This window comes from Hydrogenophaga atypica, from assembly GCF_042665215.1.
GTDB classification, from domain to species: domain Bacteria; phylum Pseudomonadota; class Gammaproteobacteria; order Burkholderiales; family Burkholderiaceae_C; genus Hydrogenophaga; species Hydrogenophaga defluvii_A.
The window spans coordinates 59,582-83,749 of sequence record NZ_JBHTCA010000016.1 but is presented as its reverse complement, the minus strand read 5'-3'; the positions used below and the strand labels follow the sequence as shown (position 1 = coordinate 83,749).

Annotated in this window: 21 protein-coding genes, 2 tRNA genes and 1 riboswitch; of the genes, 5 read left to right on the top strand and 18 right to left on the bottom strand. The window is 64.6% G+C overall.

The annotated features are described in order from the left end of the window. Positions 1–81 precede the first annotated feature (81 nt). Positions 82–1,755: an NAD+ synthase gene (locus ACFQPB_RS17105; protein ID WP_382225857.1), complete on the bottom strand. Its 1,674-nt coding sequence runs from the start codon at positions 1,753–1,755 to the stop codon at positions 82–84. On the opposite strand from ACFQPB_RS17105, the gene ACFQPB_RS17100 reads away from it, so the two are divergent. Next, positions 1,754–2,974 carry a GNAT family N-acetyltransferase gene (locus ACFQPB_RS17100; RefSeq protein WP_382225855.1) on the top strand — a complete coding sequence of 407 codons (1,221 nt, stop codon included), beginning with the start codon at positions 1,754–1,756 and terminating at the stop codon, positions 2,972–2,974. The genes ACFQPB_RS17105 and ACFQPB_RS17100 overlap by 2 nt on opposite strands. Here ACFQPB_RS17100 and ACFQPB_RS17095 read toward each other — a convergent pair. From ACFQPB_RS17095 to ACFQPB_RS17040, 12 genes are all read right to left on the bottom strand, one after another. Next, a complete protein-coding gene (locus ACFQPB_RS17095; RefSeq protein WP_382225852.1) occupies positions 2,949–3,692 on the bottom strand; it encodes an acetyltransferase domain-containing protein in 744 nt (247 codons plus the stop codon). The two genes, ACFQPB_RS17100 and ACFQPB_RS17095, sit on opposite strands and share 26 nt — an antisense overlap. Next, the gene (locus ACFQPB_RS17090) at positions 3,692–4,438 is read right to left on the bottom strand and encodes an alpha/beta fold hydrolase (protein WP_382225849.1); all 747 of its coding nucleotides are present in this window, start codon (positions 4,436–4,438) and stop codon (positions 3,692–3,694) included. The genes ACFQPB_RS17095 and ACFQPB_RS17090 overlap by 1 nt, the downstream gene beginning before the upstream one ends. A 33-nt stretch (positions 4,439–4,471) precedes the next feature. Then, positions 4,472–7,075, bottom strand: coding sequence for an ATP-dependent chaperone ClpB (clpB, locus tag ACFQPB_RS17085; RefSeq protein WP_382225845.1), 2,604 nt, complete (start codon positions 7,073–7,075; stop codon positions 4,472–4,474). A gap of 106 nt (positions 7,076–7,181) precedes the next feature. Further along, entirely contained in the window at positions 7,182–7,961 is a 780-nt protein-coding gene (locus tag ACFQPB_RS17080) for a GNAT family N-acetyltransferase (protein ID WP_382225842.1), read from the bottom strand. Further along, positions 7,928–8,407 (bottom strand): molybdenum cofactor biosynthesis protein MoaE, encoded by a 480-nt coding sequence (locus ACFQPB_RS17075; RefSeq protein WP_382225839.1) that lies wholly within the window; start codon positions 8,405–8,407, stop codon positions 7,928–7,930. The genes ACFQPB_RS17080 and ACFQPB_RS17075 overlap by 34 nt, the downstream gene beginning before the upstream one ends. Positions 8,408–8,589: 182 nt before the next feature. Beyond that, a complete protein-coding gene (gene moaD, locus ACFQPB_RS17070) occupies positions 8,590–8,844 on the bottom strand; it encodes a molybdopterin converting factor subunit 1 (RefSeq protein WP_382225836.1) in 255 nt (84 codons plus the stop codon). Next, positions 8,841–10,094 (bottom strand): molybdopterin molybdotransferase MoeA, encoded by a 1,254-nt coding sequence (locus tag ACFQPB_RS17065; protein WP_382225833.1) that lies wholly within the window; start codon positions 10,092–10,094, stop codon positions 8,841–8,843. Before ACFQPB_RS17065 ends, moaD begins: the two co-directional genes overlap by 4 nt. Beyond that, on the bottom strand, positions 10,091–11,518 hold the full coding sequence (gene thrC, locus ACFQPB_RS17060) for a threonine synthase (RefSeq protein ID WP_382225830.1): 1,428 nt from the start codon (positions 11,516–11,518) through the stop codon (positions 10,091–10,093). The genes ACFQPB_RS17065 and thrC overlap by 4 nt, the downstream gene beginning before the upstream one ends. Positions 11,519–11,525: 7 nt before the next feature. Then, a complete protein-coding gene (locus ACFQPB_RS17055) occupies positions 11,526–11,954 on the bottom strand; it encodes a type II toxin-antitoxin system VapC family toxin (protein WP_382199348.1) in 429 nt (142 codons plus the stop codon). Between the two features lie 6 nt (positions 11,955–11,960). Continuing rightward, the gene (locus ACFQPB_RS17050) at positions 11,961–12,230 is read right to left on the bottom strand and encodes a type II toxin-antitoxin system prevent-host-death family antitoxin (RefSeq protein WP_382225827.1); all 270 of its coding nucleotides are present in this window, start codon (positions 12,228–12,230) and stop codon (positions 11,961–11,963) included. Positions 12,231–12,274: 44 nt separating this feature from the next. Next, complete coding sequence (locus ACFQPB_RS17045; protein WP_382225824.1) at positions 12,275–13,597, bottom strand: homoserine dehydrogenase; 1,323 nt, start codon at positions 13,595–13,597, stop codon at positions 12,275–12,277. Positions 13,598–13,644: 47 nt separating this feature from the next. Beyond that, positions 13,645–14,883 carry a pyridoxal phosphate-dependent aminotransferase gene (locus tag ACFQPB_RS17040; protein WP_382225821.1) on the bottom strand — a complete coding sequence of 413 codons (1,239 nt, stop codon included), beginning with the start codon at positions 14,881–14,883 and terminating at the stop codon, positions 13,645–13,647. Positions 14,884–14,971: 88 nt separating this feature from the next. Between ACFQPB_RS17040 and ACFQPB_RS17035 the strand changes: the two genes are divergently transcribed. The 4 genes from ACFQPB_RS17035 (at position 14,972) to ACFQPB_RS17020 (ending at position 18,827) form a co-directional block, all read left to right on the top strand. Then, positions 14,972–15,364, top strand: coding sequence for an Mth938-like domain-containing protein (locus ACFQPB_RS17035; protein WP_382199344.1), 393 nt, complete (start codon positions 14,972–14,974; stop codon positions 15,362–15,364). 120 nt (positions 15,365–15,484) lie between these two features. Continuing rightward, entirely contained in the window at positions 15,485–15,961 is a 477-nt protein-coding gene (locus ACFQPB_RS17030) for a peroxiredoxin (protein ID WP_382199343.1), read from the top strand. 210 nt (positions 15,962–16,171) lie between these two features. Beyond that, positions 16,172–17,878 carry a PhoH family protein gene (locus ACFQPB_RS17025; RefSeq protein ID WP_382225818.1) on the top strand — a complete coding sequence of 569 codons (1,707 nt, stop codon included), beginning with the start codon at positions 16,172–16,174 and terminating at the stop codon, positions 17,876–17,878. A 121-nt stretch (positions 17,879–17,999) separates the two neighbouring features. Then, on the top strand, positions 18,000–18,827 hold the full coding sequence (locus ACFQPB_RS17020; RefSeq protein WP_382225815.1) for a CE1 family esterase: 828 nt from the start codon (positions 18,000–18,002) through the stop codon (positions 18,825–18,827). Positions 18,828–18,847: 20 nt separating this feature from the next. On the opposite strand, the gene dnaB is transcribed toward ACFQPB_RS17020, so the two are convergent. From dnaB to ACFQPB_RS16995, 5 genes are all read right to left on the bottom strand, one after another. Beyond that, positions 18,848–20,275, bottom strand: coding sequence for a replicative DNA helicase (gene dnaB / locus ACFQPB_RS17015; RefSeq protein WP_382199340.1), 1,428 nt, complete (start codon positions 20,273–20,275; stop codon positions 18,848–18,850). Between the two features lie 200 nt (positions 20,276–20,475). Next, positions 20,476–20,551: transfer RNA gene (locus ACFQPB_RS17010), tRNA-Asn, on the bottom strand. A gap of 73 nt (positions 20,552–20,624) precedes the next feature. Next, positions 20,625–20,700, bottom strand: a tRNA-Asn gene (locus ACFQPB_RS17005). A 56-nt stretch (positions 20,701–20,756) separates the two neighbouring features. After that, positions 20,757–22,922 carry a TonB-dependent siderophore receptor gene (locus ACFQPB_RS17000; protein WP_382225812.1) on the bottom strand — a complete coding sequence of 722 codons (2,166 nt, stop codon included), beginning with the start codon at positions 22,920–22,922 and terminating at the stop codon, positions 20,757–20,759. 72 nt (positions 22,923–22,994) lie between these two features. Continuing rightward, positions 22,995–23,097, bottom strand: a riboswitch (TPP riboswitch). A gap of 31 nt (positions 23,098–23,128) precedes the next feature. After that, the gene (locus ACFQPB_RS16995; RefSeq protein ID WP_382225809.1) at positions 23,129–24,145 is read right to left on the bottom strand and encodes an LLM class flavin-dependent oxidoreductase; all 1,017 of its coding nucleotides are present in this window, start codon (positions 24,143–24,145) and stop codon (positions 23,129–23,131) included. Positions 24,146–24,168 lie beyond the last annotated feature (23 nt).

Sequence of the window (24,168 nt, the reverse complement as noted above, 5' to 3'; positions counted from 1 at the left end):
ATCTGGCGCAGGGCCGCCCCAAGCCTGATCAGCCCCTCGGGGGCAGCGACCCGCGCAGCGGCGGAGTGTGGGGGCCTTGTTTCAAGACCGGTATTTGGACGTGATGGGGTAACGCCAGTCCTTGCCAAACCCCCGGTGCGTGACGCGCACCCCCACCGGCGACTGGCGGCGTTTGTACTCGTTGATGCGGATCAGGCGCACCACCTGCTCCACAGCGGCCTGGGGGTAACCGGCGGCCACGATTTGTGCCGGGTCCATGTCGTTTTCCATGTAGCGCTCGATGATGGCGTCGAGCACCTCGTATTCGGGCAGGCTGTCCTGGTCGGTCTGGTCGGGGCGCAGCTCGGCACTGGGCGGGCGGGTGATGATGCGCTCGGGAATGGGGTCTTTGCCGGTGCCAAAGGGATCATGGGCATTGCGCCAGCGTGCCAGGCGGAACACCATGGTCTTGGCCACGTCCTTGATGACCGCAAAACCACCCGCCATGTCGCCGTACAGGGTGCAGTAGCCGGTGGCCATCTCGCTTTTGTTGCCGGTGGTCAGCACGATGCTTCCAAACTTGTTGGACAAGGCCATCAGCAGCGTGCCACGGATGCGCGCCTGGATGTTCTCTTCGGTCGTGTCTTCCTTGAGCCCGGCAAATTCGCCCGCCAGGCTGGCCTTGAAGGCCTCGAACTCGGGGCGGATGGAAATTTCGCCGTAGCGCACGCCCAGGCGTTTGGCCATGTCCCGCGCGTCAATCCACGAGATGTCGGCCGTGTAAGGCGAAGGCATCATCACCGCACGCACCTTGTCCTTGCCCAGCGCGTCCACCGCGATGGCCAGCACCAGGGCCGAATCGATGCCGCCTGAAAGGCCCAGCAGCGCGCCGGGGAAGCCGTTTTTGCCGATGTAATCGCGCACCCCCATCACCAAGGCATGCCAGAGATCGCTTTCCACCGAGCCCTCGGGCGCCATCGCACCCGACAGCCTGCCGCCATCGAGCGCCACGTCAAACGCCGCTTCGCTGAAGCTGGGCGCGCGCGCCGCCAGCGCGCCATCGGCGTTGAGGGCAAAGCTGCGCCCTTCAAACACAATTTCGTCCTGCCCACCCACCAGATGCGCGTACACCAAGGGCAGGCCCACATCGGCCACACGCTCGCGCATGGTGGTTTCGCGCTCACCACCCTTGCCCACATGGAAGGGCGAGGCGTTGATGACAGCCAGCAACTCGGCGCCTGCGGCCTTGGCATCGGCCGCCGGGGCATGGAACCAGGCGTCCTCACAGATCAGCAAGCCCACTTTCACCAACTGGCCGTCGTGGCCGGGCACGTCAAACACACAGGGGGTGTTGCCGGGCGCGAAGTAGCGTCGCTCGTCAAACACCTGGTAGTTGGGCAACTCGCGCTTGGCGTAGGTGTGGGTGATCAACCCGTCACACACCACGCTGGCCGCATTCACCAAACCAGGCACCGACACGCTGCGTGTGCGCTCCGCGCCAGGGCGGCGTGCCGGGTGGCCCACCACAATGCGCAGGCCACTCAACCCCGCCGTCTCGCGGGCCACTGCTTTCAGGGCATCATCGCAGGCGTCGATGAAGGCGGGCCGCAGAAACAGGTCTTCGGCGGCGTAACCACACAAGGCCAGTTCGGGCGTCAGCAACAAACGCACGCCACGCCCATGGGCCTCGCGGGCGGCCCGCACGATGCGCTGGGCGTTGCCCTGCAGGTCGCCGACGACAAAATTGAGCTGGGCGATGCTGATGGAAACGGTCATGGACAACGGACGGGAACAGAAAACCGAGGAAGCCGGATTGGCAGCAAACGATTATGTCACCCGGGTCGATGACGACCCCACCGCCCTGCCCCGCTGTGCGTGGAACGCCCTGCTGGCGCACAGCGAAGACCCCAGCCCCTTTGTTCGGCACGAATACCTCTGCGCACTGCACCAGAGCGAGAGCGCCGCCCCCCACACCGGCTGGGCGCCACGCTTCATCAGCCTGTGGCAAGGCGGCGAGTTGCACGCAGCCTGTCCGCTGTACCTCAAAAGCCATTCGTACGGCGAATACGTGTTCGACTGGGCCTGGGCCGAGGCCTACCAGCGCCACGGCCTGCGCTACTACCCCAAGGCCGTGATCGCGGTGCCCTTCACGCCGGTGCCGGGGGCTCGCCTGTTGGCCCGCGATGAGCACGCGCGTGCCGCGCTGCTGCAAGCCGCACAGGCGTATTGCGAGGCGGAGAACATCTCTTCGCTGCACCTGCTGTTTGCGCGGGATGCCGAGATGGCGATCACCACCGCCCAAGGGCTCATGGCACGCCACACGGTCCAATTCCACTGGGATAACGGCACCCCTGCCTATGGCGATTTCGACAGCTTCCTGATGACACTGAACCAGGAAAAGCGCAAAAAAATCCGCCAGGAACGGCGCAAGGTGAGCGATGCCGGGGTGCGCTTCCGATGGGCGCGGGGCCAGGACATCACCGCCGCAGACTGGGCGTTTTTCTACCGCTGCTACGAACGCACCTACCTGGAACACGGCAATGCGCCCTACCTCACTCCCGCGTTTTTTGAAGCCGTGGCGCGCGACATGCCCGGCCACTGGCTGCTTTTCATTGCAGAGAACGCACAGGCCCAGCCCATTGCCAGCAGCCTCATCGCCCTGAGCGACACCGGTGCCTCACCTGCGGTGGCCTACGGTCGCTACTGGGGTGCACTGGAACGGGTGGATTGCCTGCATTTCGAGGCCTGCTACTACCAGCCATTGATGTGGTGCATCGCACACGGCGTGCGGCGCTTTGAGGGCGGCGCCCAGGGCGAACACAAAATGGCCCGCGCCTTGTTGCCCGTGAAAACCCACAGCGCGCACTGGCTGGCCCACCCGGCCTTTGCCGATGCGGTGGAACGTTTTCTGACGCGTGAAGGCGAAGGCGTGGACAACTACATGGCGCACCTGGAGGCACGCAACCCGTTCAAGCAAGAAAACGCACGGCGCTGAGCACCCCCAGCAGCACCGGCTGATGCAGCATGTAGTAACTCAAGCTCCATCGACCCAGAGCCGCCATCCACCCGGGCGCCGCGCCTTCCAACGCCGAGTCAGGGCGTTGCAGCGCCCAACGCCCACAGCACATGCCCAGCCACATCACACCCAGCCACGGCAGCAGGGGCACGTAATCTTCGGTGATGGGTTTGCGCGAAATCAAGCCCAGCCAGTTGGCCCACGGCTCGTTGAGCCACTGCCAAAGGGGCTGGGCTGCGATGTGCGAGCCCGCCAACGTAGGCAAGGCCAATGCCACTGCGGCCAGTGGCAACAAGACGGCGCCCGACCAGCCCGCGCTGAGCCGGGCCACAACCAACATCACCGCCAGGCCATGCAGCACGCCGAAGTAGATGAAGCTGTGTGGAAACATCCACCACGACCCCACACTCACCAACAAGGCGCAACCCGCCACCTGGGCCCAACGGCGCCAGAAGCGCGCCCAGCTCTGTCCCTGCGCGTGGGCCACGGCCTGGCCGAGCCCGGCGCAAAACAGAAACAGCGACACGATCGCGGTGCGCTGCCAGGTCCAGAACGGGTCACGGTAGAAATCCGCATCCAACCAGCCGAAAAACCGCAAGTCAAACGCGAAGTGGTAGGCCGTCATCCACAACATGGCCACGGCGCGCAGCGCGTCGATGCGGTCGAGGCGTGCGCCACCACCCAAAGACTTGCTCATCATTGGCTCTGTGCCTGCCACTTCAACAAGATGTCGGCCAAAGCCTGGGGTTCGCTGACCATGGGATCGTGCCCTGTGGCCAGCGTCTGCAGCTGCCAGCCGGCTTGCGCGCGAACCCGCTCCCGGCTCACCGCGATGGTGGGCAAGGCGGGTGAGGTGCAATCGACGAACAGCCGGGGCACGCGGGCCCAGGCCGCTTCGTCAAACTTCAAGGGCGAGCGGTAGACAGCCACAGGTTGTGGCGTTTGCCGGCGGTTCACCCACGCACGGTCAGCCCCCTCCAGGCCAAATACCGACGCATCAGGTGCAGGAAATGACAGGCCGCCACTGGCCTCGGCCTGGTTCAATCGGGCCTGGATGGTCTCCGGCGTGTGCGTGCTGCTCCAGCTTTCGCCGCTGTGTGGCACAACCGCGTCCACGTACACCAGCGAGTGCAGCCGCTCGGGCGACTGCGCCAGCAGGGCATCGGCCACCCCGGTGACGACCAAGCCCCCGTAGCTGTGCCCCACCAGCACCACGGACGCCAGCTCCTCGGCTTCGATCAGCGCCAGCACGTCCTGGACATGGGTTTCCACGCCGCTGACAGCGGTCAGCAAGTGGCTGCGCTCGCCCACGCCCGTCAACGTGACGGCATGCGCCGTCGCGCCCGCAGCGCGTAAAACGGGCAACACGCGGCGCCAACACCAGGCGCCGTGCCATGCGCCATGCACCAATACGATGGAAGGAGGCTGCGAATGAGACGTCATGCGCCGCATGATGCCTCATCCGCCCCCGGGGGCTCAATGCACCTGTCGCTCGAAACTGAACTGCCCCGGTGACCGAATGGGGTCCACCCCCACTGGGATCACGTCCTTGGGCGCAAACCGCCCCTCCAGAATCAGCTTGGACAGCGGGTTCTCGATGCGCTGCTGGATGGCCCGCTTGAGCGGGCGCGCGCCGTACACCGGATCGAAACCCACCTTGGCCAACTCGGCCAGCGCGGCCGGCGTGACCTCCAGCGACAGGTCCATCTGCGCCAGGCGCTTTTGCAACAACGCCAACTGGATGCCCGCGATGGCCTCGATGTGCTGCGCATCCAGGCTGTGGAAGACCACCGTCTCGTCGATGCGGTTCAAAAACTCAGGCCGGAAGTGGTTCTTCAGCTCGCCCCAGACCGCGTCCTTGATGTCCTCGGCGTCCTGGCCTGTCATGGCCTGAATCATGTGCGAGCCGATGTTGCTGGTCATCACGATGACGGTGTTCTTGAAGTCCACCGTGCGGCCCTGGCCGTCGGTCAGGCGGCCGTCGTCCAGCACCTGCAGCAGCACGTTGAACACATCCGGGTGGGCCTTTTCCACTTCGTCGAGCAGCAGCACGCTGTAGGGCTTGCGGCGCACGGCCTCGGTCAGGTAGCCACCTTCGTCGTAGCCCACGTAGCCGGGGGGCGCACCAATCAGGCGGGCCACCGAGTGCTTCTCCATGAACTCGCTCATGTCGATGCGGATCAGGTGGTCTTCGCTGTCAAACAGAAAGCCAGCCAGCGCCTTGCACAGCTCGGTTTTGCCCACACCGGTGGGGCCCAGGAAGAGGAAGGAGCCGGTCGGCCGGTTCGGGTCGCTCAAACCCGCGCGCGAGCGGCGAATGGCGTTGGCCACCGCAACGATGGCCTCGTCCTGACCCACCACACGCTCATGCAGCTTGGCCTCCATCTGCAGCAGCTTGTCTTTTTCACCCTGCATCATCTTGGCGACCGGGATGCCGGTGGCGCGGCTCACCACCTCGGCAATTTCTTCTGCCCCCACCTGGGTGCGCAAGAGGCGGTTGGCGTTGCCGGCGGCAGATTTGCCCGCCTCTTTGGCCTGTGCTTCCTGCAAGCGCTTTTCCAACTCCGGCAGCTTGCCGTACTGCAGCTCGGCCACCTTGGCCAGGTCGCCCTTGCGGGTCAGCGTGTCGATCTGCTGGCGCAGCTTGTCGATCTCCTCGCGCACCTGTGCGCTGCCTTGCGCGGTGGCCTTTTCCGCCTTCCAGATTTCGTCCAGATCGGCGATCTCCTTCTGCAGGCTCTCGATCTCTTCGTCGATCAGCTCCAGCCGGCGCTGAGACGCCTCGTCCTTTTCACGCTTAACGGCTTCGCGTTCGATCTGTAACTGGATCAGGCGACGGTCCAGCTTGTCCATCACCTCGGGCTTGGAGTCCAGCTCGATCTTGATCTTGGACGCGGCCTCGTCAATGAGGTCGATGGCCTTGTCGGGCAAAAAGCGGTCGGTGATGTAGCGGTTGGACAACTCGGCCGCCGCCACGATGGCTGGGTCGGTGATATCCACGCCGTGGTGCACCTGGTAGCGCTCCTTGAGGCCACGCAGGATGGCAATCGTCGCCTCCACCGTGGGCTCACCGACCAGAATCTTCTGGAAGCGGCGCTCCAGCGCGGCATCCTTCTCGATGTACTTGCGGTATTCATCCAACGTGGTCGCGCCCACACAGTGCAGCTCGCCACGGGCCAGAGCGGGCTTGAGCATGTTGCCGGCATCCATGGCACCCTCGGCCTTGCCGGCACCCACCATGGTGTGCAGCTCGTCAATAAAAACGATGGTCTGGCCCTCGTCTTTGGCCAGTTCGTTCAACACGGATTTGAGACGTTCCTCGAACTCGCCCCGGAACTTGGCACCGGCCAGCAGTGCGGCCATGTCCAAGCTCAACACCCGCTTGCCCTTGAGCGAATCGGGCACCTCGCCCGCCACGATGCGCTGCGCCAAGCCTTCCACAATGGCCGTTTTGCCCACACCGGGCTCGCCGATCAGCACCGGGTTGTTCTTGGTGCGCCGCTGCAGCACTTGGATGGCGCGGCGAATCTCGTCGTCGCGGCCAATCACGGGGTCCAGCTTGCCCAAACGGGCACGTTCGGTCAGGTCCAGGCAGTATTTTTTCAGCGCCTCGCGCTGGCCTTCGGCCTCGGGGCTGTTGACGCTCTGCCCACCGCGCACGGCGGTGATCGCAGACTCCAGGCTCTTGCGGTTCAAGCCGTTTTCGTTGGCGATGCGGCCCAGTTCGCCCTTGAAATCGGCCACGGCCAGCAAAAACAGCTCGCTGGCCACAAACTGGTCACCGCGCTTGATGGACTCCTTTTCGGCCGCCTGCATCAGCGTCACCGTGTCGCGGCTGACCTGCACTTGGTCCTGGCCCTGCACCTGGGGCAGGCGCTTGACCGCCGCCTCGCAGGCGGTGAGCAACCCGGCAGTGTTGACCCCCGCGCGTTGCAGCAGCGCCTTGGGGCCATCTTCCTGCCGCAGCATGGCCACCAGCACGTGGGCGGGCTCAATGTAGGCATGGTCGTTGCCCAAGGCCAGGCTTTGTGCCTCGCCCAGGGCTTCCTGGAACTTGGTGGTGAATTTGTCGATGCGCATGGAGCGGCTCCAAAAACTTGATTGACACCGACGTGGGGCCGGCGGTGGTCTTTTCAAGCCATGAACGAAGCTTCCCGCGCCAAGATGACGCCGTCCTTGACGCAGATCAAGGCTGCGATGGGCGCCAGTACGCGTATGTCCAAGCCGGCGCAAACCCCAGCCGTTGGTACAAGGACAAGGCGGGCGCGTTGCTGGCATCAACCTGCAAAAACACCCGTTGGATACCGCGTGACAGCGCTTCCTGGGCCATGGCAGCCAGCACACGTGTGGCCAGCCCCTGGCCACGGTGGGCGGCGGCGGTGCGCATGCCATGCACGCTGAGCCAGCCGTGCGCAAAACACGCCATGCCGCAAGCACGGGTCTCGCCATCCACGCGCAGACTGGCATAGCGGCTGTCCTGTGCGCGGGCCAGTGCAGCAGAACGGCTGGCGCCATCCACTGGGTCCAGGCCTTCGCCCAGGAACATGGCCATCCAGGCGCCGTCGGGGCGTTCGTCCAGCGTGCAGGCGGATGTCTCGGCGCCCACCAAACCTGCCAGCGTTGCCACTTGCACTTGTGTGGGTTGCACACGCAGCCAGCCAGCTGCAGAGAGTTCATCGCGCACATCGGACCAAGCGGCCACCTCAGGCAAACGAAACACCGGCCGGTAACCCGCTGCGCGGTAGCGCTCCACCACCGCTGCCCACCCGGCGACACTTGCGGGGTCATGGTTGATGGGAACGGCCGCATGGGCGCGGCCCACGGTGCCGTGGTCCATCGGCAGCAGCCAGCCGGGCAGTGCCTCCACGCGCTCGGGCGCCACCGCTGCCAACGTGGCGCGTTCGATGCTTTCGACGTCGGAAGGCAACACGCTCACGCCCCCGCGTTGCCCGCGTTGATGCCCCATTTGGCCAGCGCCTGGTCGTCGCTCACACGCGCATCCACCCAACGCGCGCCCTCGGGCGTGTCTTCCTTTTTCCAGAACGGCGCCTGGGTCTTGAGGTAGTCCATCAAAAACTCGCAAGCCTGGAAGCTTTCGCCCCGGTGCGCCGAGGTGACCGCCACCAGCACAATCTGGTCGAGTGGCTGCAGCAAGCCCACGCGGTGGATGACGCGAGCGCCAAAGATGTCGAAGCGGCGCTGCGCTTCATCGATCATGGCTTCGATGGCTTTTTCCGTCATGCCGGGGTAGTGCTCCAACTCCAGCGTTTTCACCGACTGGCCGTCGTTGCGATCACGCACCGTGCCCACAAACGCACACACGGCGCCCACGCGGGTGTCGCCTTCTCGCAGATGTGCCACCTCGGTGTTGAGGACGAAGTCTTTGGTTTGTATGGAGACGGAGAACAGCATGATGCGATTGTGTCACCAGCGCCAGTTGCGGTTGTCTGCATGGGGCTGAAGCAGATCCCAAGCGTTGCCGTACAGGCCTATGAAAACGGCCATGGTGCCGTGGGCTTGCTCCTGCGGCTCTCGCACAAAATGGACGCCCCACGCAACAAACCGCCGGTCGTCGCGCGAAAAGCCGTCAAACGTCAACCGCCGGTGACTGGCGGAAAAAACGCCACCTCAGCGCCCTCGCTGAGGGGAGAGGCTTCGTCGCCCACCATGGCCTGGTTCAAGGCCACGCGCACGGCCTTGCCACGCGCCAGGGCTTGCGCGTAGGCGCCACCACGCGCGATCAGCTCGTCGCGCAAAGCACCCACCGTGGTGGCCGCCACTTCCAGCGTTTCCCCGCCCTGCCCCAAGGCCTCACGGATGGAGGCGAAGTACTTGAGTTGGATTTTCATGCCAGCAAGTCCGTCAAAGGAATGAAACGCACCAGATCGCCACGGGCAATGGCGTTGCCGGGCGGGTTGTCGATCAGGCCGTCGGCCCAGACAGCCGAGGTCAACACGCCCGAACTCTGGTTGGGGAACACATCGACACCACCCAACGCATTGCGTCGAGCGCGCAGAAATTCACGGCGCTTGTCGCCCTTGGGGAGGTCGAAATGGGCTGGCAGCATCACGGCTGCGGGCAGCGCCGACGTGGCGTCCACCTTAACGCCTTGCAGCCGCAACAGGAAAGGCCGCACCAGCAACAAGAAGGTGACGAAGCTGGACACCGGGTTGCCCGGCAAGCCAATGAAATGTGCAACGCCCACCCGGCCATGGGCAAACGGCTTCCCGGGTTTCATGCCGATCTGCCACAGGTCCAGGTGCCCCAGCGCCTGCACAGCGGGCTTGATGTGGTCTTCTTCGCCCACCGAAACCCCGCCGCTGGTGAGGATGAGGTCGTGGTGTCGCGCGGCTTCGCGCAGCGCGGTGACAGTGGCTTCGCGCTGGTCGGGGACGATGCCCAGATCGCTGACCTCACACCCCAAACGCAGCAGCAAAGCCCGGAGAAAAAAGCGGTTGGAGTTGTAGATGGCGCCGGGCTTCATGTCGGCTGGGGCAACGGTGCCCGGCATGACCAACTCGTCGCCGGTCGAGAACAAGGCCACACGCACGCGAGGCGCCACCGCCAACTCGGCAAACCCGATGCTCGCCGCCAGGCCAAGCTCAGCTGGCCCCAGGCGCGTCCCGGCGGGCAACACGGTGCCGCCTTTTTGCACGTCTTCACCCTGGCGACGAATCCACTGCCCAACAACCGGTTGGCTGGAGAAGGACACACGCCCGTCCTCTTGCACTTGTGCCTCCTCCTGCATCACCACCGCGTCGGCACCTGCCGGCACGGGCGCCCCCGTGAAGATGCGCGCCACCGTGCCGGGCAGCAGCGGACCGCCGAAGTGGCCCGCCGGGATGCGCTGCGAGACCACCAGCGGGGCACCAGCCGCCTGCGCCAAGTCGGCCACACGCACCGCGTAGCCGTCCATCGAGGTGTTGTCGTGGCCAGGCACATCCAAAGCGCTGACGAGGTCCTGCGCCAGCACACGGCCATCGGCCTCGAAGGTGGGCACCTTCTGGACACCAGCCAACGCCGCCGTGTCGTTCAACAGATCGGCCAGCGCGTCCTCCAACGGGCGCAAACCAGGGCGAGGGCTCGGGGTCACGCTCATGCGCAGTGCTGGGCGATGTAGGCCTTGACCTGGTCGGCCTGGGCGGGCATGACCAGCACCCGCTTGGGCAGGTCTTCAATGCCCACGAACTTGGCCGGACGCTCGGGCTCACGGCCCAGCGCTTCCACGATGGTGCCGGCGAACTTGATGGGCAAGGCCGTCTCCAGCACCACCATGGGCACACCGGCTTGCAGGTGTTCGCGCGCCACCTTCACACCGTCGGCGGTGTGGGTGTCGATCATCAGGCCGTGGCGGCTCCAGCAGTCGCGGATGGTGGCCAGGCGGTCGGCGTGGGTGCTTTTGCCGCTGACAAAACCATAGCGGCCGGCGGCCTGGGCAAACAGCGGGTCGGCGCTCAAATCGAAACGGCCGTGCTTCGCCAGTTGTGGACCGAACAGATCGGCGGTGCGCCCGGCGTCGCGACCCAGCAGATCGAACACAAAGCGTTCGAAGTTGCTGGCCTTGCTGATGTCCATGGACGGGCTGGACGTCTCGTGTGTGTCGGCACTGCCGCGCACGCGGTAGACGCCGGTGCGGAAGAACTCGTCAAGCACGTCGTTTTCGTTGGTGGCCACCACCAGCTGCGCGATGGGCAAGCCCATCATGCGGGCCACGTGGCCGGCACAGACGTTGCCGAAGTTGCCGCTGGGCACGGTGAAGGACACCTGCTGGTCGTCTTTCGTGGTGGCCTGAAAGTAGCCGGCAAAGTAATACACCACCTGAGCCAACAAGCGCGCCCAGTTGATGGAGTTGACCGTGCCGATCTTGTACTTGCGCTTGAACTCGAGGTCGTTGCTGACCGCCTTGACAATGTCCTGGCAGTCATCAAACACACCTTCGATGGCGATGTTGTGGATGTTGGCGTCCTGCAGGCTGAACATCTGGGCCTGCTGGAAGGGGCTCATGCGGCCGTGTGGGCTGGTCATGAACACGCGCACACCGGCCTTGCCACGCATGGCGTATTCGGCCGCGCTGCCGGTGTCGCCGGAAGTCGCGCCCAAGATGTTGAGCTGCTCGCCGCGCCGGCCCAGTTCGTACTCGAACAAGTGGCCCAGCAGCTGCATGGCCATGTCCTTGAATGCCAGCGTGGGGCCGTTGGACAGGGCTTCCAGCCAGAGGCCGTTTTCCACATGTCGCAGCGGCACGATCTCGCCCGTGCCAAACACCTCGGCAGTGTAGGTCTTCTGGCAGATGGCGCGCAGGTCGGCGGCGGGGATGTCGTCGATGTAGAGCGACAGCACCTCAAAGGCCAGATCGGCATAGCTCTGCTCGTGGTAGACCTTGCGCCAGCGCGCCAGGGTGGCCGCGTCCACCTGCGGGTAGCGCTCGGGCAGGTACAGGCCACCATCGGGCGCCAGGCCTTCGAGCAGGATGTCGCAGAAGCGGCGCGGCGTGTGATCGCCACGGGTCGAAAGGTAGTTCATAGGGTTTTCATGCCGAGGGTTCATCGGCCCAGGGGTTGACGAGCCGGATGCCCGTGTCTTCGAAATGGCGGGTGTTGCGGGTGACGATTGTCAGACCGTGGTGGAGCGCTGTGGCGGCAATGACCATGTCCAGCGCGTCCTGCATGCGGCCCATAGCCCGCAGCGACGCCTTGAGGTCACCAAACTGCCGCCAGACGGCCTCATCGGTTTTCAGCACGCGCCCTTCAAAGCGCTGCGCCAGCGCCAGCGCCCATGCCTGCAGTTGGTTGCGTTTGGCGCTGGGAGGCAGACAGGCCACACCGTAGTGAATTTCACCGAACGAAGCCGCCGACACCGCACAATCGTCGCCATGGCGAGCCAGCCAATCCTGGACACCAGGATGCGGCCGCAGGTAGGTGGATTCGGACAGCGTGCAGGTGTCGAGCAGCCAGCGCATTGCCGTTCAATCTTCGCCAAACAGGGGGGCACGCCCCTCGCTGCGATCACGCGGCATCTCTGGCAAGCCACCTTCCACCTTGGGCGCACTCAGCAGAAATTCGACAAACCCGTCACCCGCGTGCGGGCCCTTGCGCGCACCCTCATCAGCCACCGCCACCACGCGCACCACCGGCCGACCATGGCGCGTGACGGTTTGTGGCCCTTCGTGCAGGGCACGGTCAATCACCTCACTGAAGTGGTTTTTCGCTTCTTGCACTTGCCAGACAGCGTTCATGGCGGTCTCCTTTTCAGGACATTCTGGCCACAATTCTAGCCCAATCAGGCCAGTTCTTCCTTGCGGATGCGGGTGATGGGAGCCAACACGGTGGGCAGGGCTTGCATCTGTGCCATGGCGTCGTTCATCGTGCCCTCGCGGGTGTCGTGGGTCAGGATGATGAGGTCGGTCTGGGTGGAACCCTCGCCGCCGACCTCATCGGCCTCGCGCTGCAGCACGGCGTCGATGCTGATACCGGCACCGGCCAGGATGCCGGTGACCTGGGCCAGCACGCCGGCTTCGTCGGCCACACGCAGGCGCAGGTAGTAGCTGGTCACCACCTCGCTCATGGGCAACACCACCTCGTTGCTTATGGCGCTGGGCTGGAACGCCAGGTGCGGCACGCGGTGCTGCGGGTCGGCGGTGTGCAGGCGGGTGATGTCCACCAGGTCGGCAATCACGGCACTGGCGGTGGGCTCGCTGCCGGCGCCTTTGCCGTAGTAAAGCGTGGTGCCCACGGCATCGCCGTTGACGACGACCGCGTTCATCGCGCCTTCCACATTGGCGATCAGGCGCTTGGCCGGCACCAGGCTGGGGTGCACGCGCAGCTCAATGCCCTTGGCAGTGCGTTTGGTGATGCCCAGCAGCTTGATGCGGTAACCCAGTTGTTCGGCGTATTTGATGTCGGCAGCGCCGAGCTTGGTGATGCCTTCGACATAGGCTTTGTCGAACTGCACCGGGATGCCGTAGGCGATGGCGCTCATCAACGTGACCTTGTGTGCAGCGTCCACGCCTTCGATGTCGAAGGTGGGGTCGGCCTCGGCGTAGCCCAGGCGTTGCGCCTCTTTGAGCACCACGTCGAAGTCCAGGCCCTTGTCGCGCATCTCGGACAGGATGAAGTTGGTGGTGCCGTTGATGATGCCGGCCAGCCATTGGATGCGGTTGGCGGTCAGGCCTTCGCGCAGCGCCTTGATGATGGGAATGCCACCGGCCACGGCCGCTTCAAACGCCACCACCACACCTTTGGCCGACGCAGCTGCAAAAATTTCGGTGCCGTGCACGGCCAGCAGCGCCTTGTTGGCGGTGACCACGTGTTTGCCGGCGGCGATGGCGTCCAGCACCAGTTTCTTGGCAATGCCGTAGCCGCCGATCAGCTCGATGACGATGTCGATGTCGGGGTTGGCGATGACCGCCGCGGCATCATTGACCACCTGAACGCCCTCGCCCACCACCGCCTTGGCGCGCGCCACGTCGAGATCGGCCACCATGGTGATTTCGATGCCCCGACCCGCACGGCGCGTGATCTCTTCCTGATTGCGCTTGAGCACGTTGAACGTGCCGCTGCCCACGGTGCCAATGCCCAGCAGGCCCACTTGAATCGGTTTCATCTCTCGGTTTCCGGTCGTCGTTGCAAAAAGGGGATCGGGGTGGCGCTTCAGGCGGCCACCACCATGCGTTTTCGGTAGCGTTCCAGGAAGCGCGCAATGCGCTCGATGGCCTCGCGCAAATCGTCCTCGTGCGGCAGGAAGACAATGCGGAAGTGCTGGTTGTCGGGGTAATTGAAGCCTGAGCCCTGCACCAGCATCACGCGCGTCTCGCGCAGCACCTCCATGAAGAACTGGCGGTCGTCCTCGATGGGATAGACCTTGGGGTCCAGGCGCGGGAACATGTACAGCGCCGCCTGTGGCTTGACGCAGCTCACGCCCGGAATCGCCGTGATCAGCTCGTAGGCCAGGTCGCGCTGGCGGCGCAGGCGCCCGCCCTCCTTCACCAGGTCCTGGATGCTCTGGTAGCCGCCCAGCGCCGTCTGGATGGCCCACTGGCCGGGCACGTTGGAGCCCAGCTTGAGGTTGGCCAGCATGTTCAGACCTTCAATGAAGTCCTTGGCGATGGTCTTGGGGCCCGACAGCACCATCCAACCGGCACGGTAACCGCAGGAGCGGTAGGCCTTGGACAAGGAGTTGAAGGTCAGGGTCAGCACGTCGGTGGACAAGCTGGCCATGGCGGTGTGTTTCACGCCGTCGTAAAGCACCTTGTCGTAGACCTCGTCGGCCAGGATGACCAGGCCGAACTCGCGCGCAAGGGCCACGATGCCCTTGAGCAGCTCGTCGCTGTACATCACACCGGTGGGGTTGTTGGGGTTGATGACCACGATGCCTTTGGTGCGCGGCGTGATCTTGGCCCGCATGTCGGCCAGGTCGGGCTGCCAACCGTCGTTCTCGTCGCAACGGTAGTGCACGGGCGTGCCGCCCGACAGGCTGGTGGCGGCCGTCCACAGCGGGTAGTCGGGTGAGGGCACGAGCAACTCGTCACCGTTGTCCAGCAGCGCGTTGGCCGCCATCACAATGAGTTCGCTCGCGCCATTGCCAAGGTAGATGTCATCGAGCGTGACACCTGCCACACCTTGCTGCTGGGTGTAGTGCATCACCGCTTTGCGCGCGGCGAAGATGCCCTTGCTGTCGGAATAACCTGCCGAATTCGGCAGGTTGCGGATCATGTCCTGCTGGATTTCCTCGGGCGCATCAAAACCAAAAGGCGCGAGGTTGCCGATGTTGAGCTTGATGATCTTCTGCCCCTCATCCTCCATCTGTTTGGCCGCGTCAACGATGGGGCCCCGCACGTCGTAAAGCACGTTGGCCAATTTGGCCGATTTGAGAATGGGGCGCTGGCTCATGATGGAATGGGAATCGAAGGGGCGAAACCTATAATTTCACCATACTTTCCAGACCGTCCAGCGGACGGCGCCCCCATCTTCATCACCCATGAAACTCCAACCCGACCGCTTCGACACCCTGGCCATCACAGGGCACGGCCCAGGTTGGGTCGCGGTCAATGGCGAACCCGTGCGCCACAGCCTGGTGGTGAGCGCCCGAGGGGACCGCCTCGACTGGCAAGCAGCCAACTTTGAAGCGCTGACCCCAGATCATTTTGAAAGCTTGGTGGCGCTGCGCCCGGAACTTGTCGTCTTTGGCAGCGGCGAGCGGCTGCGCTTTCCGCCGCCCGCGCTGCTGCGGGCGTTGGTCGGCCAAAACATCGGGGTGGAGACCATGGACACGCCCGCCGCCTGTCGCACCTACAACATTCTGGCCGCCGAAGGCCGCCGCGTCGTGGCCGCGCTGCTGATCGATGCAGAGACCGGCAGCCAAACCGGGTAAAATAGCAGATTGTTTCCGGCTCGGTTGCGTTTTTTTGCGCAATCTGGGCAGAAGACGGTGCTTTCGCGCCGCCGAGGGAATCCGACGAATCAAACCAACCTACCCAGGGGTCCCCACAGTATGGCCGTCGTTGTCAACAAACCCATTCCCGAATTCGAAGCCGTCGCCACGGGCAATCTGAAGGTCAGCAACCAGACCCACCTGGGCCAGACCGTGGTGCTGTATTTCTACCCCAAGGACAACACCCCCGGCTGCACCACGGAAGCCATGCAGTTCCGCGACAAGTACAAGGACTTCGTGAAAGCCGGCGCCCAGGTGTTTGGTGTCTCGCGCGACAACATGAAGTCGCACGACGAGTTCAAAACCAAGCTGGAACTGCCGTTTGAGCTGATCGCCGACACCGAAGAAAAAATGTGCCACATGTTCGGCGTGGTCAAAAACAAGATCATGTACGGCAAGAAGGTCAAGGGCATTGAGCGCAGCACTTTCCTGATCGGCCCCGACGGCGTGCTGAAGGAAGAGTGGCGCGGCCTGAAAGTGCCGGGCCACGTGGAAGACGTATTGAAAGCCGTCAAGGCGCTGAAAAAAGCCGCTTGAGCCAACCAACGTATCGAACAACGCCCCGCACGCCGGGGCGTTGTCGTTTTCAGCCTACATGCCAGCGGGGTGCTCAGGGCCGTCATGGCAGTCGTGCATAATGAATTCATGCCCCTGAGACCCGGAACCCGGTTTCCCCTCCCACGACAAGCCGCCAGGTTGCCCTGACGGCTTTTTGCTTTTTCGGCCACTGAAACAGACCAAGCCCACATGCCACTGCCTCCAGCACCCACCCGAAAAGCCGCCCTGCTGACCAACGAAGCGTACAAAACCCACGCACCCGCCAGCGTTGATGCCCACGATGAGGACGCCGTGGTCTTGGCACCGCCTGCGCCCAACCCTGTGAAAGCGGCGGACGAAATGATCGCTAAACCCACGCGAGCCCGACGCAACAACACCAAGACCGAAGCGCCCGTGGCCACGGCCCCAGTCGCGTCTGTGGTGGCACCGGCAATCAACGCCGACAAACCGGCGCCAGCCCGCACCAAGCCCGTCAAGGCGGCAGCACCCGCCAGCAAACGCAGCAGCAAGCCGCGCCTGTTCGTGCTCGACACCAACGTCTTGCTGCACGACCCGATGAGCCTGTTCCGCTTTGAGGAACACGACATCTTCCTGCCCATGATCGTGCTGGAAGAGTTGGACGGCCACAAAAAGGGCATGACGGAAGTGGCCCGCAACGGCCGCCAGAGCAGCCGCACGCTGGACGCCCTGGTGGCCCAGGACGGCGGCGACATGACCAAGGGCATTGCGTTGGCCGGCACGGGCCACACGGGTGCAGGTGGCCGTTTGTTCTTCCAGACCGAACCGCTCAACGACAAACTGCCCAGCAGCCTGCCCCAAGGCAAGGCCGACAACCAGATTCTGGGTGTGGTCGAAGGCCTGCGACAGAAGTTTCCGGACCGCGAAGTCATCCTGGTGTCCAAGGACATCAACATGCGTGTCAAGGCGCGCGCGCTGGGCTTGGCCGCCGAGGACTACGAAAACGACAAGACGCTGGACGACGGCGAATTGCTGTATTCAGGCGCACTGGCACTTCCCACCGACTTTTGGACGCTGCAAAGCAAAACCATCGAGAGCTGGCAACAAGGCAGCCACACCTTCTACCGCGTGAGTGGCCCGACGGTGACGCAGTTCCACATCAACCAGTTTGTGTACTTTGAGGCGCCAGGCGAGCCGCCGCTCTATGCGCGTGTGGTCGAAATCCGCGACAAAACCGCGGTGCTCAAGACCCTCAAGGACTACACCCACCTGAAAAACGCGGTGTGGGGCGTGAGCAGCCGCAACCGCGAGCAGAACTTCGCCCTCAACCTGCTGATGGACCCGGAGGTGGACTTTGTCACGCTCGCCGGCACGGCCGGCACCGGCAAAACGCTGATGGCCCTGGCCGCCGGCCTCACACAGGTGCTGGACGACCGCCGTTACACCGAAATCATCATGACCCGAGCCACCGTGAGCGTGGGCGAGGACATCGGCTTTTTGCCGGGCACCGAAGAAGAAAAGATGGGCCCCTGGATGGGCGCACTGGACGACAACCTCGAATTTCTGGCCAAGGGCGACGGCGGCAACGCGGGCGAGTGGGGCCGCGCGGCCACCAACGAGCTGATCCGCAGCCGCATCAAGGTCAAGAGCATGAACTTCATGCGTGGGCGCACCTTCATGAACAAGTACGTCATCATCGACGAGGCACAAAACCTCACGCCCAAGCAGATGAAGACGCTGATCACCCGTGCCGGCCCGGGCACCAAGATCATCTGCATGGGCAACCTGGCACAGATCGACACGCCCTACCTCACCGAAGGATCCAGCGGCCTGACCTTTGCAGTGGACCGCTTCAAGGGTTGGCCCCATGGCGGTCACATCACGCTGGCGCGGGGTGAACGCTCCAGGCTGGCGGATTTTGCCAGCGACGTGCTCTGACACCTGGCAACACCCGATGGCGCGACGCTGGGCATGGGTGCTGGGCGCCGGACTATGTCTGGCGACTCAGGTGCACGCCACGTCTGGCGTCGGGCCTCGCGCGGAAGGCGCCACACAGCCATTGACGTTTCAAGGTCAGAAACGGCTCTACTTGTTGCGGCTGCCGCCGGGCAAACCGGCAGACGCCAGCGGTTGGCCGCTGGTGGTGGTGTTCCACGGCGGTGGCGGCGATGCGCTGAACGTAGAGCGCATGACCCGCTTCACCGAGCTGGGACGCCAGCAAGGCTTTGCCGTGCTGTACCCCCAAGGCACATCGGCGGCGGGGCAACGGCTGGGCACGTGGAACGCCCAACATTGTTGTGGTACGGCCATGCGCCAACGTGTGAACGACACCGGCTTCATAGAGGCCTTGCTCAATGACGTGCTGAGGCAGCACCCCCTTGACCCCAAACGCCTCTACGCGACCGGCCTATCCAACGGCGGCATGATGGTGCACCGGGTGGCGGCCGCCTACCCACAACGTTGGGCGGCCATCGCGCCGGTGATGGCCTCTTTGTTCGGTGACGAACCCCCTGCGGCCTTGCCCGTACCGACCTTCATCGTCAATGGTGAGCTTGACGCGTCCATTCCGGTGGATGGCGGACCGCCTGGTGGGCGGTTCCGGCAGGCGTGGAGCGGACGGCCGCTGCTGCCGGTGTCAGCTCAGAGCCTGTACTGGGCGCAAGCCAACGGCTGTCAGCCCGGCCCCGACAAGCAGTTTTTGCCCACCCACGTGCATTGGCAATACAGCTGCGCCAAAGGTCGAGATGTGGAGCGTGTGCTGGTCACGGGCCTCGGGCATGCGTGGCCCGGCGGTTTGCGTGGCGCTCCCGGCGCCGACGACCCTACTTCAGCGTTTGATGCGACACGCGAGATCTGGCGCTTCTTTGAGCGGCACCGCCGCCCCTGACACCGGGGCCGACAGGCGTGTTAGAAATCGCCGCCGCCGTAGCCCGGCGCCAAGCTCTCAAAGCGCGTCAACGCGTTGAGGAAGGCCAGCTTCACCGTGCCCGTGGGGCCGTTGCGCTGCTTGCCGATGATGATTTCGGCCACACCCGGCTCTTTGCAGGCCTCGCGGGTGTAGTACTCGTCGCGGTAGATGAACATGATGATGTCCGCGTCCTGCTCGATGGCGCCGGATTCGCGCAGGTCGCTCATCATGGGGCGCTTGTCGGTGCGCTGTTCCACCGAACGGTTGAGCTGCGACAGCGCGATAACCGGGCACTGCAACTCCTTGGCCAACATCTTGAGACCGCGCGAAATTTCGCCCAGTTCGGTGGCACGGTTGTCGCCACCCGCCGTGCTGGAGCCGCTCATGAGCTGCAGGTAGTCGACCACGATCAAACCCAGCTTGCCACACTGGCGCGACAGGCGCCGCGCGTTGGCGCGCAGCTCGCTTGGCGTCAAACCCGGCGTCTCGTCGATGTGCAACGACACGGTGCGCAGCTTTTCGATGGCTTCGGTCAGTCGCGGCCACTCGTCGTCGGTGAGTTTGCCGGTGCGCAGGTGGCCTTGGTTGATGCGACCGATGGAACCCACCACACGCACCGCCAGTTGGGATGCGCCCATTTCCATGGAGAACACGGCCACCGGCAACCCTTCATTGAGCGCCACATGCTCGGCGATGTTGATGGCGAACGCCGTTTTGCCCATGGAAGGGCGCGCCGCCAGCACCACCAGATCGCCCGCCTGAAGGCCAGATGTCATTCGGTCCAGGTCAATGAAGCCGGTGGGCACGCCCGTCACGTCGTTGGGGTTGTCGGCCATCTCCTGCACACGGTCCAGCAGCTGCACCACCAGGGTGTCCATGCTCTGGAAACCCTGCTTCATGCGCGAGCCTTCTTCGCCGATGTTGAAGATCTTCTGTTCGGCTTCGTCCAGAATTTGTGCCACCGCCCTGCCCTGCGGGTTGAAGGCGTTGGTGGCAATCTCATCGCTGGCCGACAACAGCTTGCGCAGGATGCCCCGCTCGCGCACGATTTCAGCGTAGCGGCGGATGTTGGCCGCACTGGGCACGTACTGCGCCAGGGAGTTGAGGTACGCCAACCCACCCACCTCTTCGGCCCGGCCCTGGCTTTGCAACTGCTCAAACACCGTGATCACGTCCGCCGGCTTGGAACCATTGATCAACGCGGCCACCGCCGTGAAGATAAGGCGGTGCTCGTATCGGTAAAAGTCGGTGTCCTTGATCAGATCGCCCACACGGTCCCAGGCGCCGTTGTCCAACAGCAAACCACCCAACACGCTCGATTCGGCCTCGATGGAGTGCGGCGGAATGCGCAGCTGCGCCACCTCGCGGTCTGCGCCGTAGCTGCTGTCTTCAAGGGCTTCAAACGGGGCGGGCAAAGCAGTGTTCATGGGCATCCTGAGCAAATGTTGATGGTATGTCAGCTCGCAGCCGGGCCTGTGGACAAACCTGGGGATGGCTTGTGCAACACGTGGGGGTACCCTGTGCAATGTGCAACGACCCGACCAGTGGCCCTTCCAGGGGCCATCCATGGGGGGGTGGCGCACAAACGAAAAAGGTCCCGTACTTGCGTACGGAACCTTGTCGTGTTTGGCTCCCCGACCTGGGCTCGAACCAGGGACCTACGGATTAACAGTCCGGCGCTCTACCGACTGAGCTATCGGGGAAAAATACTTGCTTCCGGCAGCCAAGGCAGAAAAGAAAATGGGAACCGGGGTGGTTCCCATTTTTCGCCTTGTTTGGCTCCCCGACCTGGGCTCGAACCAGGGACCTACGGATTAACAGTCCGGCGCTCTACCGACTGAGCTATCGGGGAACAAGCCTTGAAGTATATCGATATTTTTCGGTTTTTTGCAAGCAGCCCGATTTTTTTCAGAAGTTGGTCTGCAGGGCCAGGCGCAGGGTACGTGGCGCGGCGGGGAACAGGTAGATGTGGCCGTACTGGTACGGCGACTCTTTGAAGAAGCGGCGGTTGGCGAGGTTCTCCACGGCCAGCGTCCAGGTGGCTTTGTGGCCACCCAGTTGGGTGTCGTAGCGCAAAGCGGCGTCCAGTTGCGTCCATGAGGGCAGGCGCACGGAGGTATCGGGCAGCACGTTGCGGCGGCCTTCGTGCGACAGGCTGGCAATGGCGCTCAGGCCGGGCACGGCGGCGAAGCGGTAGCCCACGCTGGCGCGCAGCACCCACTCGGGCACATTGGTGGGGGCCTGACCATTGAGTTCGGGCAAGATCACGCCGCCGCGTCGGCGCGCGTGCATGAAGCTGGCACTGCCTTGCAGGCTCCAGGCGCCCAGACGGGTGCCTGCGCCCAGTTCCAGGCCACGGTGACGCGCATCACCGTCGATCACGCGCGTGCACGTCGCGGCATCGTCGCAGGTGCCCACATCGCCAGAAAGCGGCCGCGTGATGTTGAACAGGGTGGCGTTCCAGCGCACACGGCCGTCGTCGTGTTTGAGGCCCATTTCCCACTGGCGGCTCTCCAGCGTGGGCAGGGGTTGGCCGGCGTTGGTGTAGCGGCTGCGGCCAGGGGCCACTTCCGATTCAACGCCTTTGCCCCAGCTCGCGTAGAGCATGTGGGCGGGCGTGAGTTGCCAACTGCCGGCGAGCCAGGGGGTGGTGAAGCTGCGTTGGTAGTCGGTCTCGCGCGAGCCGTCGGTGCGCACGCTGTGGCGGTTCAGGCGCGTGTGGCGCAGGCCCAGCCAGGTGCTCAGGCCGGGCGCCCATTCGATGGCGTCGTAGGCAAAGAACTCGGTGCTTCGCTCGCGCAGGTTGGTGTACGGGTCGGCGTAGGTGGGGTCTGCTGGCAGCGCGGGCTGGGTGTAGATGTTGCCGGTGCCCACGGCGGCGTTGTTGTCGGCCTGGGGCTGGCCCAGGTCGGTGTGGCGGTTGGCCTGCATACCCAGGCGCAGTTGGTGTTTGATGGCGCCAGTCTTGAGTTCACCCTTCACGGCCAGCTGCAGCGCCTGGGTGGTGCGGCGCTCGTTGTCGCTGCGGAAGTCGTAGAGGTCGTAGTCACCGTTGGGGCAGTAGCGGTCAGCGTAGTAGGTGTCGCTGCCCGCATCAAAGCAGCCGTAGGGGTAGGCCAGGCGGTCGTCGGCCTGCAGGCGCTGCGAGGCCAGTTGAGCGGTCCAGCTCCAGCCTTCGGCCAGGGCCTGCTCAAAGCGCACGCTGCCGCTGAAGTTGCGCATGACGCCGGGCTGGCTCCAGGGCTGGTGGTTGATGTTGACGAAGGGGTTGGCGGCGGGCAGTTGGTTGCCCAGCAAGCTCAGCCCGGGCACGCCGGGCTGACTGCGACGGCTGTGCTCGAATTCCACCTCCAGCAGGCTGTCGCGGCTGATGCGCCAGTCCATGGCCAGGGCCAGCAGGTGGCGGCGGCCATCGGCGGCGTCCACATGGCTGCCAATGCGTTCGCCGGCCAAGTTGAAGCGGTAGCCAAACTCGCGCGACTCGCCAAAGCGGCCCCCCAGGTCCACGTGGGCCAGCACGCCGCCCTCGCTGGTGACTTCGGTGCGCAGGCTGCGCAGGTCTTTTTCGGTGGGGCGTTTGACCACGTAGTTGATGAGCCCGCCCGGCGCGCTGGTGCCGGCCTGGATGCCGCTGGTGCCCTTGAGCACTTCCACGCGTTCTTTGTTTTCCAGCCCGATCACGGTTTCGGCACTGATGGGCAGGCCTTCACGACGGAAGTTGTATTTGGCGTCCAGCACGTAGCCGCGCACGGTGGCGTAGTCCCAGTAGCCCACGGCGTTGTAGGCGTCGGAGACCGAGGCATCGAACTTGTAGAGGTCGCGCACGCTGCGCGCGCCGCTGGCCTCGATCTGGGCGGCGTCGATGACGGTGGCGCTGATGGGCGTGCGGGCCAGGGGCGCGTCGCCAAAGCCGCCCACGTCCACGCTGGGCGCTGCCGTGCCGTCACTGACGGTGACAGGGGCCAGGGATTGGGTTTGCGAGAAGGCCGCCGTGCTGAACAAGGCGGCGGCCACGGGCGTCAGCATGAAGCTGCGGCGGGGCAAAGAGCGAAATAGAGAACGGGTGTGTGCCATGGCGTGGTGGTCGCGAAATGGCAGGTCGGCTGGGCATGGCACCGAGCAGAATACCCACGTGTGGTGGGCGCCCGGTAACTGCGTTTGCTTCCCTGCGCGAGGATTACCTCAATCAGGTTCAAAGGGACTTTCTCAGTCGCCCGCCGTGTGGCGGGCAACACCCCTAGCGAAAACACGTTGCAACAACGTGCGGCACGAATTGTAGTTCAGGCCACCGGGGACGGCACACGCATGGCCTGGGCCGCGATGTCCAGCGAACGCAGACGCAGCGCGGGGTCGAACACGTCGCTGACGATCATGAACTCGTCCGCTTCGGTCACCCGGGCCAGCTCTTCGAAGTGGGCCGCCACAGCAGCAGGCCCGCCTATGGCGGCCACGGCAAGAAAATCGTCCACCGCCGCGCGCGCCTGGGCGTGCAGGCTGGCACGGAAATGTGGCACCGGCGGCTGCAGCCGCTGGCGGTCGCCGGTGAGGATGCCCAGCACCCGCTGGTAGGTGCTGCTGGCCAGGAACTCAGCCTCCTCGTCGGTGGGGGCGGCAATCACCGGCACACCCACCACCGCGTAGGGTTGCTGGAGTGTGGCCGAGGGCTGAAAGTGGCTGCGGTAAACATCAAGCGCTTGCAGCAGCAGGCGCGGCGCAAAGTGCGAGGCAAATGCGTAGGGCAAGCCCCGCTCGGCCGCCAGGCGCGCCGAAAACAGGCTGGAACCCAGCAACCAGATGGGCACGTTGGTGCCCGCCCCGGGCATGGCCACCAGGCGCTGACCGGGCTGAGCAGGTGCCAGCAGCCGCTGCAGTTCTGCCACATCGCGCGGGAAGTCGTCTTCACTTTCCACACGCTCGCGGCGCAGGGCGCGCATGGTGGGGCCGTCGGTGCCGGGCGCGCGGCCCAGGCCCAGGTCGATGCGGCCGGGGTACAGCTCGGCGAGGGTGCCAAAAGCCTCGGCCACCACCAGCGGCGCGTGGTTGGGCAGCATCACGCCGCCCGAACCCACACGCATGTGCGAGGTTGCAGCGGCGATGTGCCCCACCAGCACGGCCGTGGCCGAGCTGGCAATGCCCACCATGTTGTGGTGTTCGGCCAGCCAGTAGCGGGTGAAACCCAGGCGTTCGGCGTGCTGGGCGGTGCGCACGGCGATGTCGAGCGCTTCGCGCACGGTGCCACCTTCGCGCACGGCCACCAGATCGAGCATGGACAGGGCGATGTCGGATAGAGCTTTCATGCCATGGATTGTCCCGCTTCGGC

Coding starts and splice junctions, on each gene's coding strand:
- ACFQPB_RS17100 (WP_382225855.1), top strand. CDS start 1,754: ATGGACAACGGACGGGAACAGAAAACCGAGGAAGCCGGATTGGCAGCA.
- ACFQPB_RS17105 (WP_382225857.1), bottom strand. CDS start 1,755: ATGACCGTTTCCATCAGCATCGCCCAGCTCAATTTTGTCGTCGGCGAC.
- ACFQPB_RS17095 (WP_382225852.1), bottom strand. CDS start 3,692: ATGAGCAAGTCTTTGGGTGGTGGCGCACGCCTCGACCGCATCGACGCG.
- ACFQPB_RS17090 (WP_382225849.1), bottom strand. CDS start 4,438: ATGACGTCTCATTCGCAGCCTCCTTCCATCGTATTGGTGCATGGCGCA.
- clpB (WP_382225845.1), bottom strand. CDS start 7,075: ATGCGCATCGACAAATTCACCACCAAGTTCCAGGAAGCCCTGGGCGAG.
- ACFQPB_RS17080 (WP_382225842.1), bottom strand. CDS start 7,961: ATGGGGCATCAACGCGGGCAACGCGGGGGCGTGAGCGTGTTGCCTTCC.
- ACFQPB_RS17075 (WP_382225839.1), bottom strand. CDS start 8,407: ATGCTGTTCTCCGTCTCCATACAAACCAAAGACTTCGTCCTCAACACC.
- moaD (WP_382225836.1), bottom strand. CDS start 8,844: ATGAAAATCCAACTCAAGTACTTCGCCTCCATCCGTGAGGCCTTGGGG.
- ACFQPB_RS17065 (WP_382225833.1), bottom strand. CDS start 10,094: ATGAGCGTGACCCCGAGCCCTCGCCCTGGTTTGCGCCCGTTGGAGGAC.
- thrC (WP_382225830.1), bottom strand. CDS start 11,518: ATGAACTACCTTTCGACCCGTGGCGATCACACGCCGCGCCGCTTCTGC.
- ACFQPB_RS17055 (WP_382199348.1), bottom strand. CDS start 11,954: ATGCGCTGGCTGCTCGACACCTGCACGCTGTCCGAATCCACCTACCTG.
- ACFQPB_RS17050 (WP_382225827.1), bottom strand. CDS start 12,230: ATGAACGCTGTCTGGCAAGTGCAAGAAGCGAAAAACCACTTCAGTGAG.
- ACFQPB_RS17045 (WP_382225824.1), bottom strand. CDS start 13,597: ATGAAACCGATTCAAGTGGGCCTGCTGGGCATTGGCACCGTGGGCAGC.
- ACFQPB_RS17040 (WP_382225821.1), bottom strand. CDS start 14,883: ATGAGCCAGCGCCCCATTCTCAAATCGGCCAAATTGGCCAACGTGCTT.
- ACFQPB_RS17035 (WP_382199344.1), top strand. CDS start 14,972: ATGAAACTCCAACCCGACCGCTTCGACACCCTGGCCATCACAGGGCAC.
- ACFQPB_RS17030 (WP_382199343.1), top strand. CDS start 15,485: ATGGCCGTCGTTGTCAACAAACCCATTCCCGAATTCGAAGCCGTCGCC.
- ACFQPB_RS17025 (WP_382225818.1), top strand. CDS start 16,172: ATGCCACTGCCTCCAGCACCCACCCGAAAAGCCGCCCTGCTGACCAAC.
- dnaB (WP_382199340.1), bottom strand. CDS start 20,275: ATGAACACTGCTTTGCCCGCCCCGTTTGAAGCCCTTGAAGACAGCAGC.
- ACFQPB_RS17000 (WP_382225812.1), bottom strand. CDS start 22,922: ATGGCACACACCCGTTCTCTATTTCGCTCTTTGCCCCGCCGCAGCTTC.
- ACFQPB_RS16995 (WP_382225809.1), bottom strand. CDS start 24,145: ATGAAAGCTCTATCCGACATCGCCCTGTCCATGCTCGATCTGGTGGCC.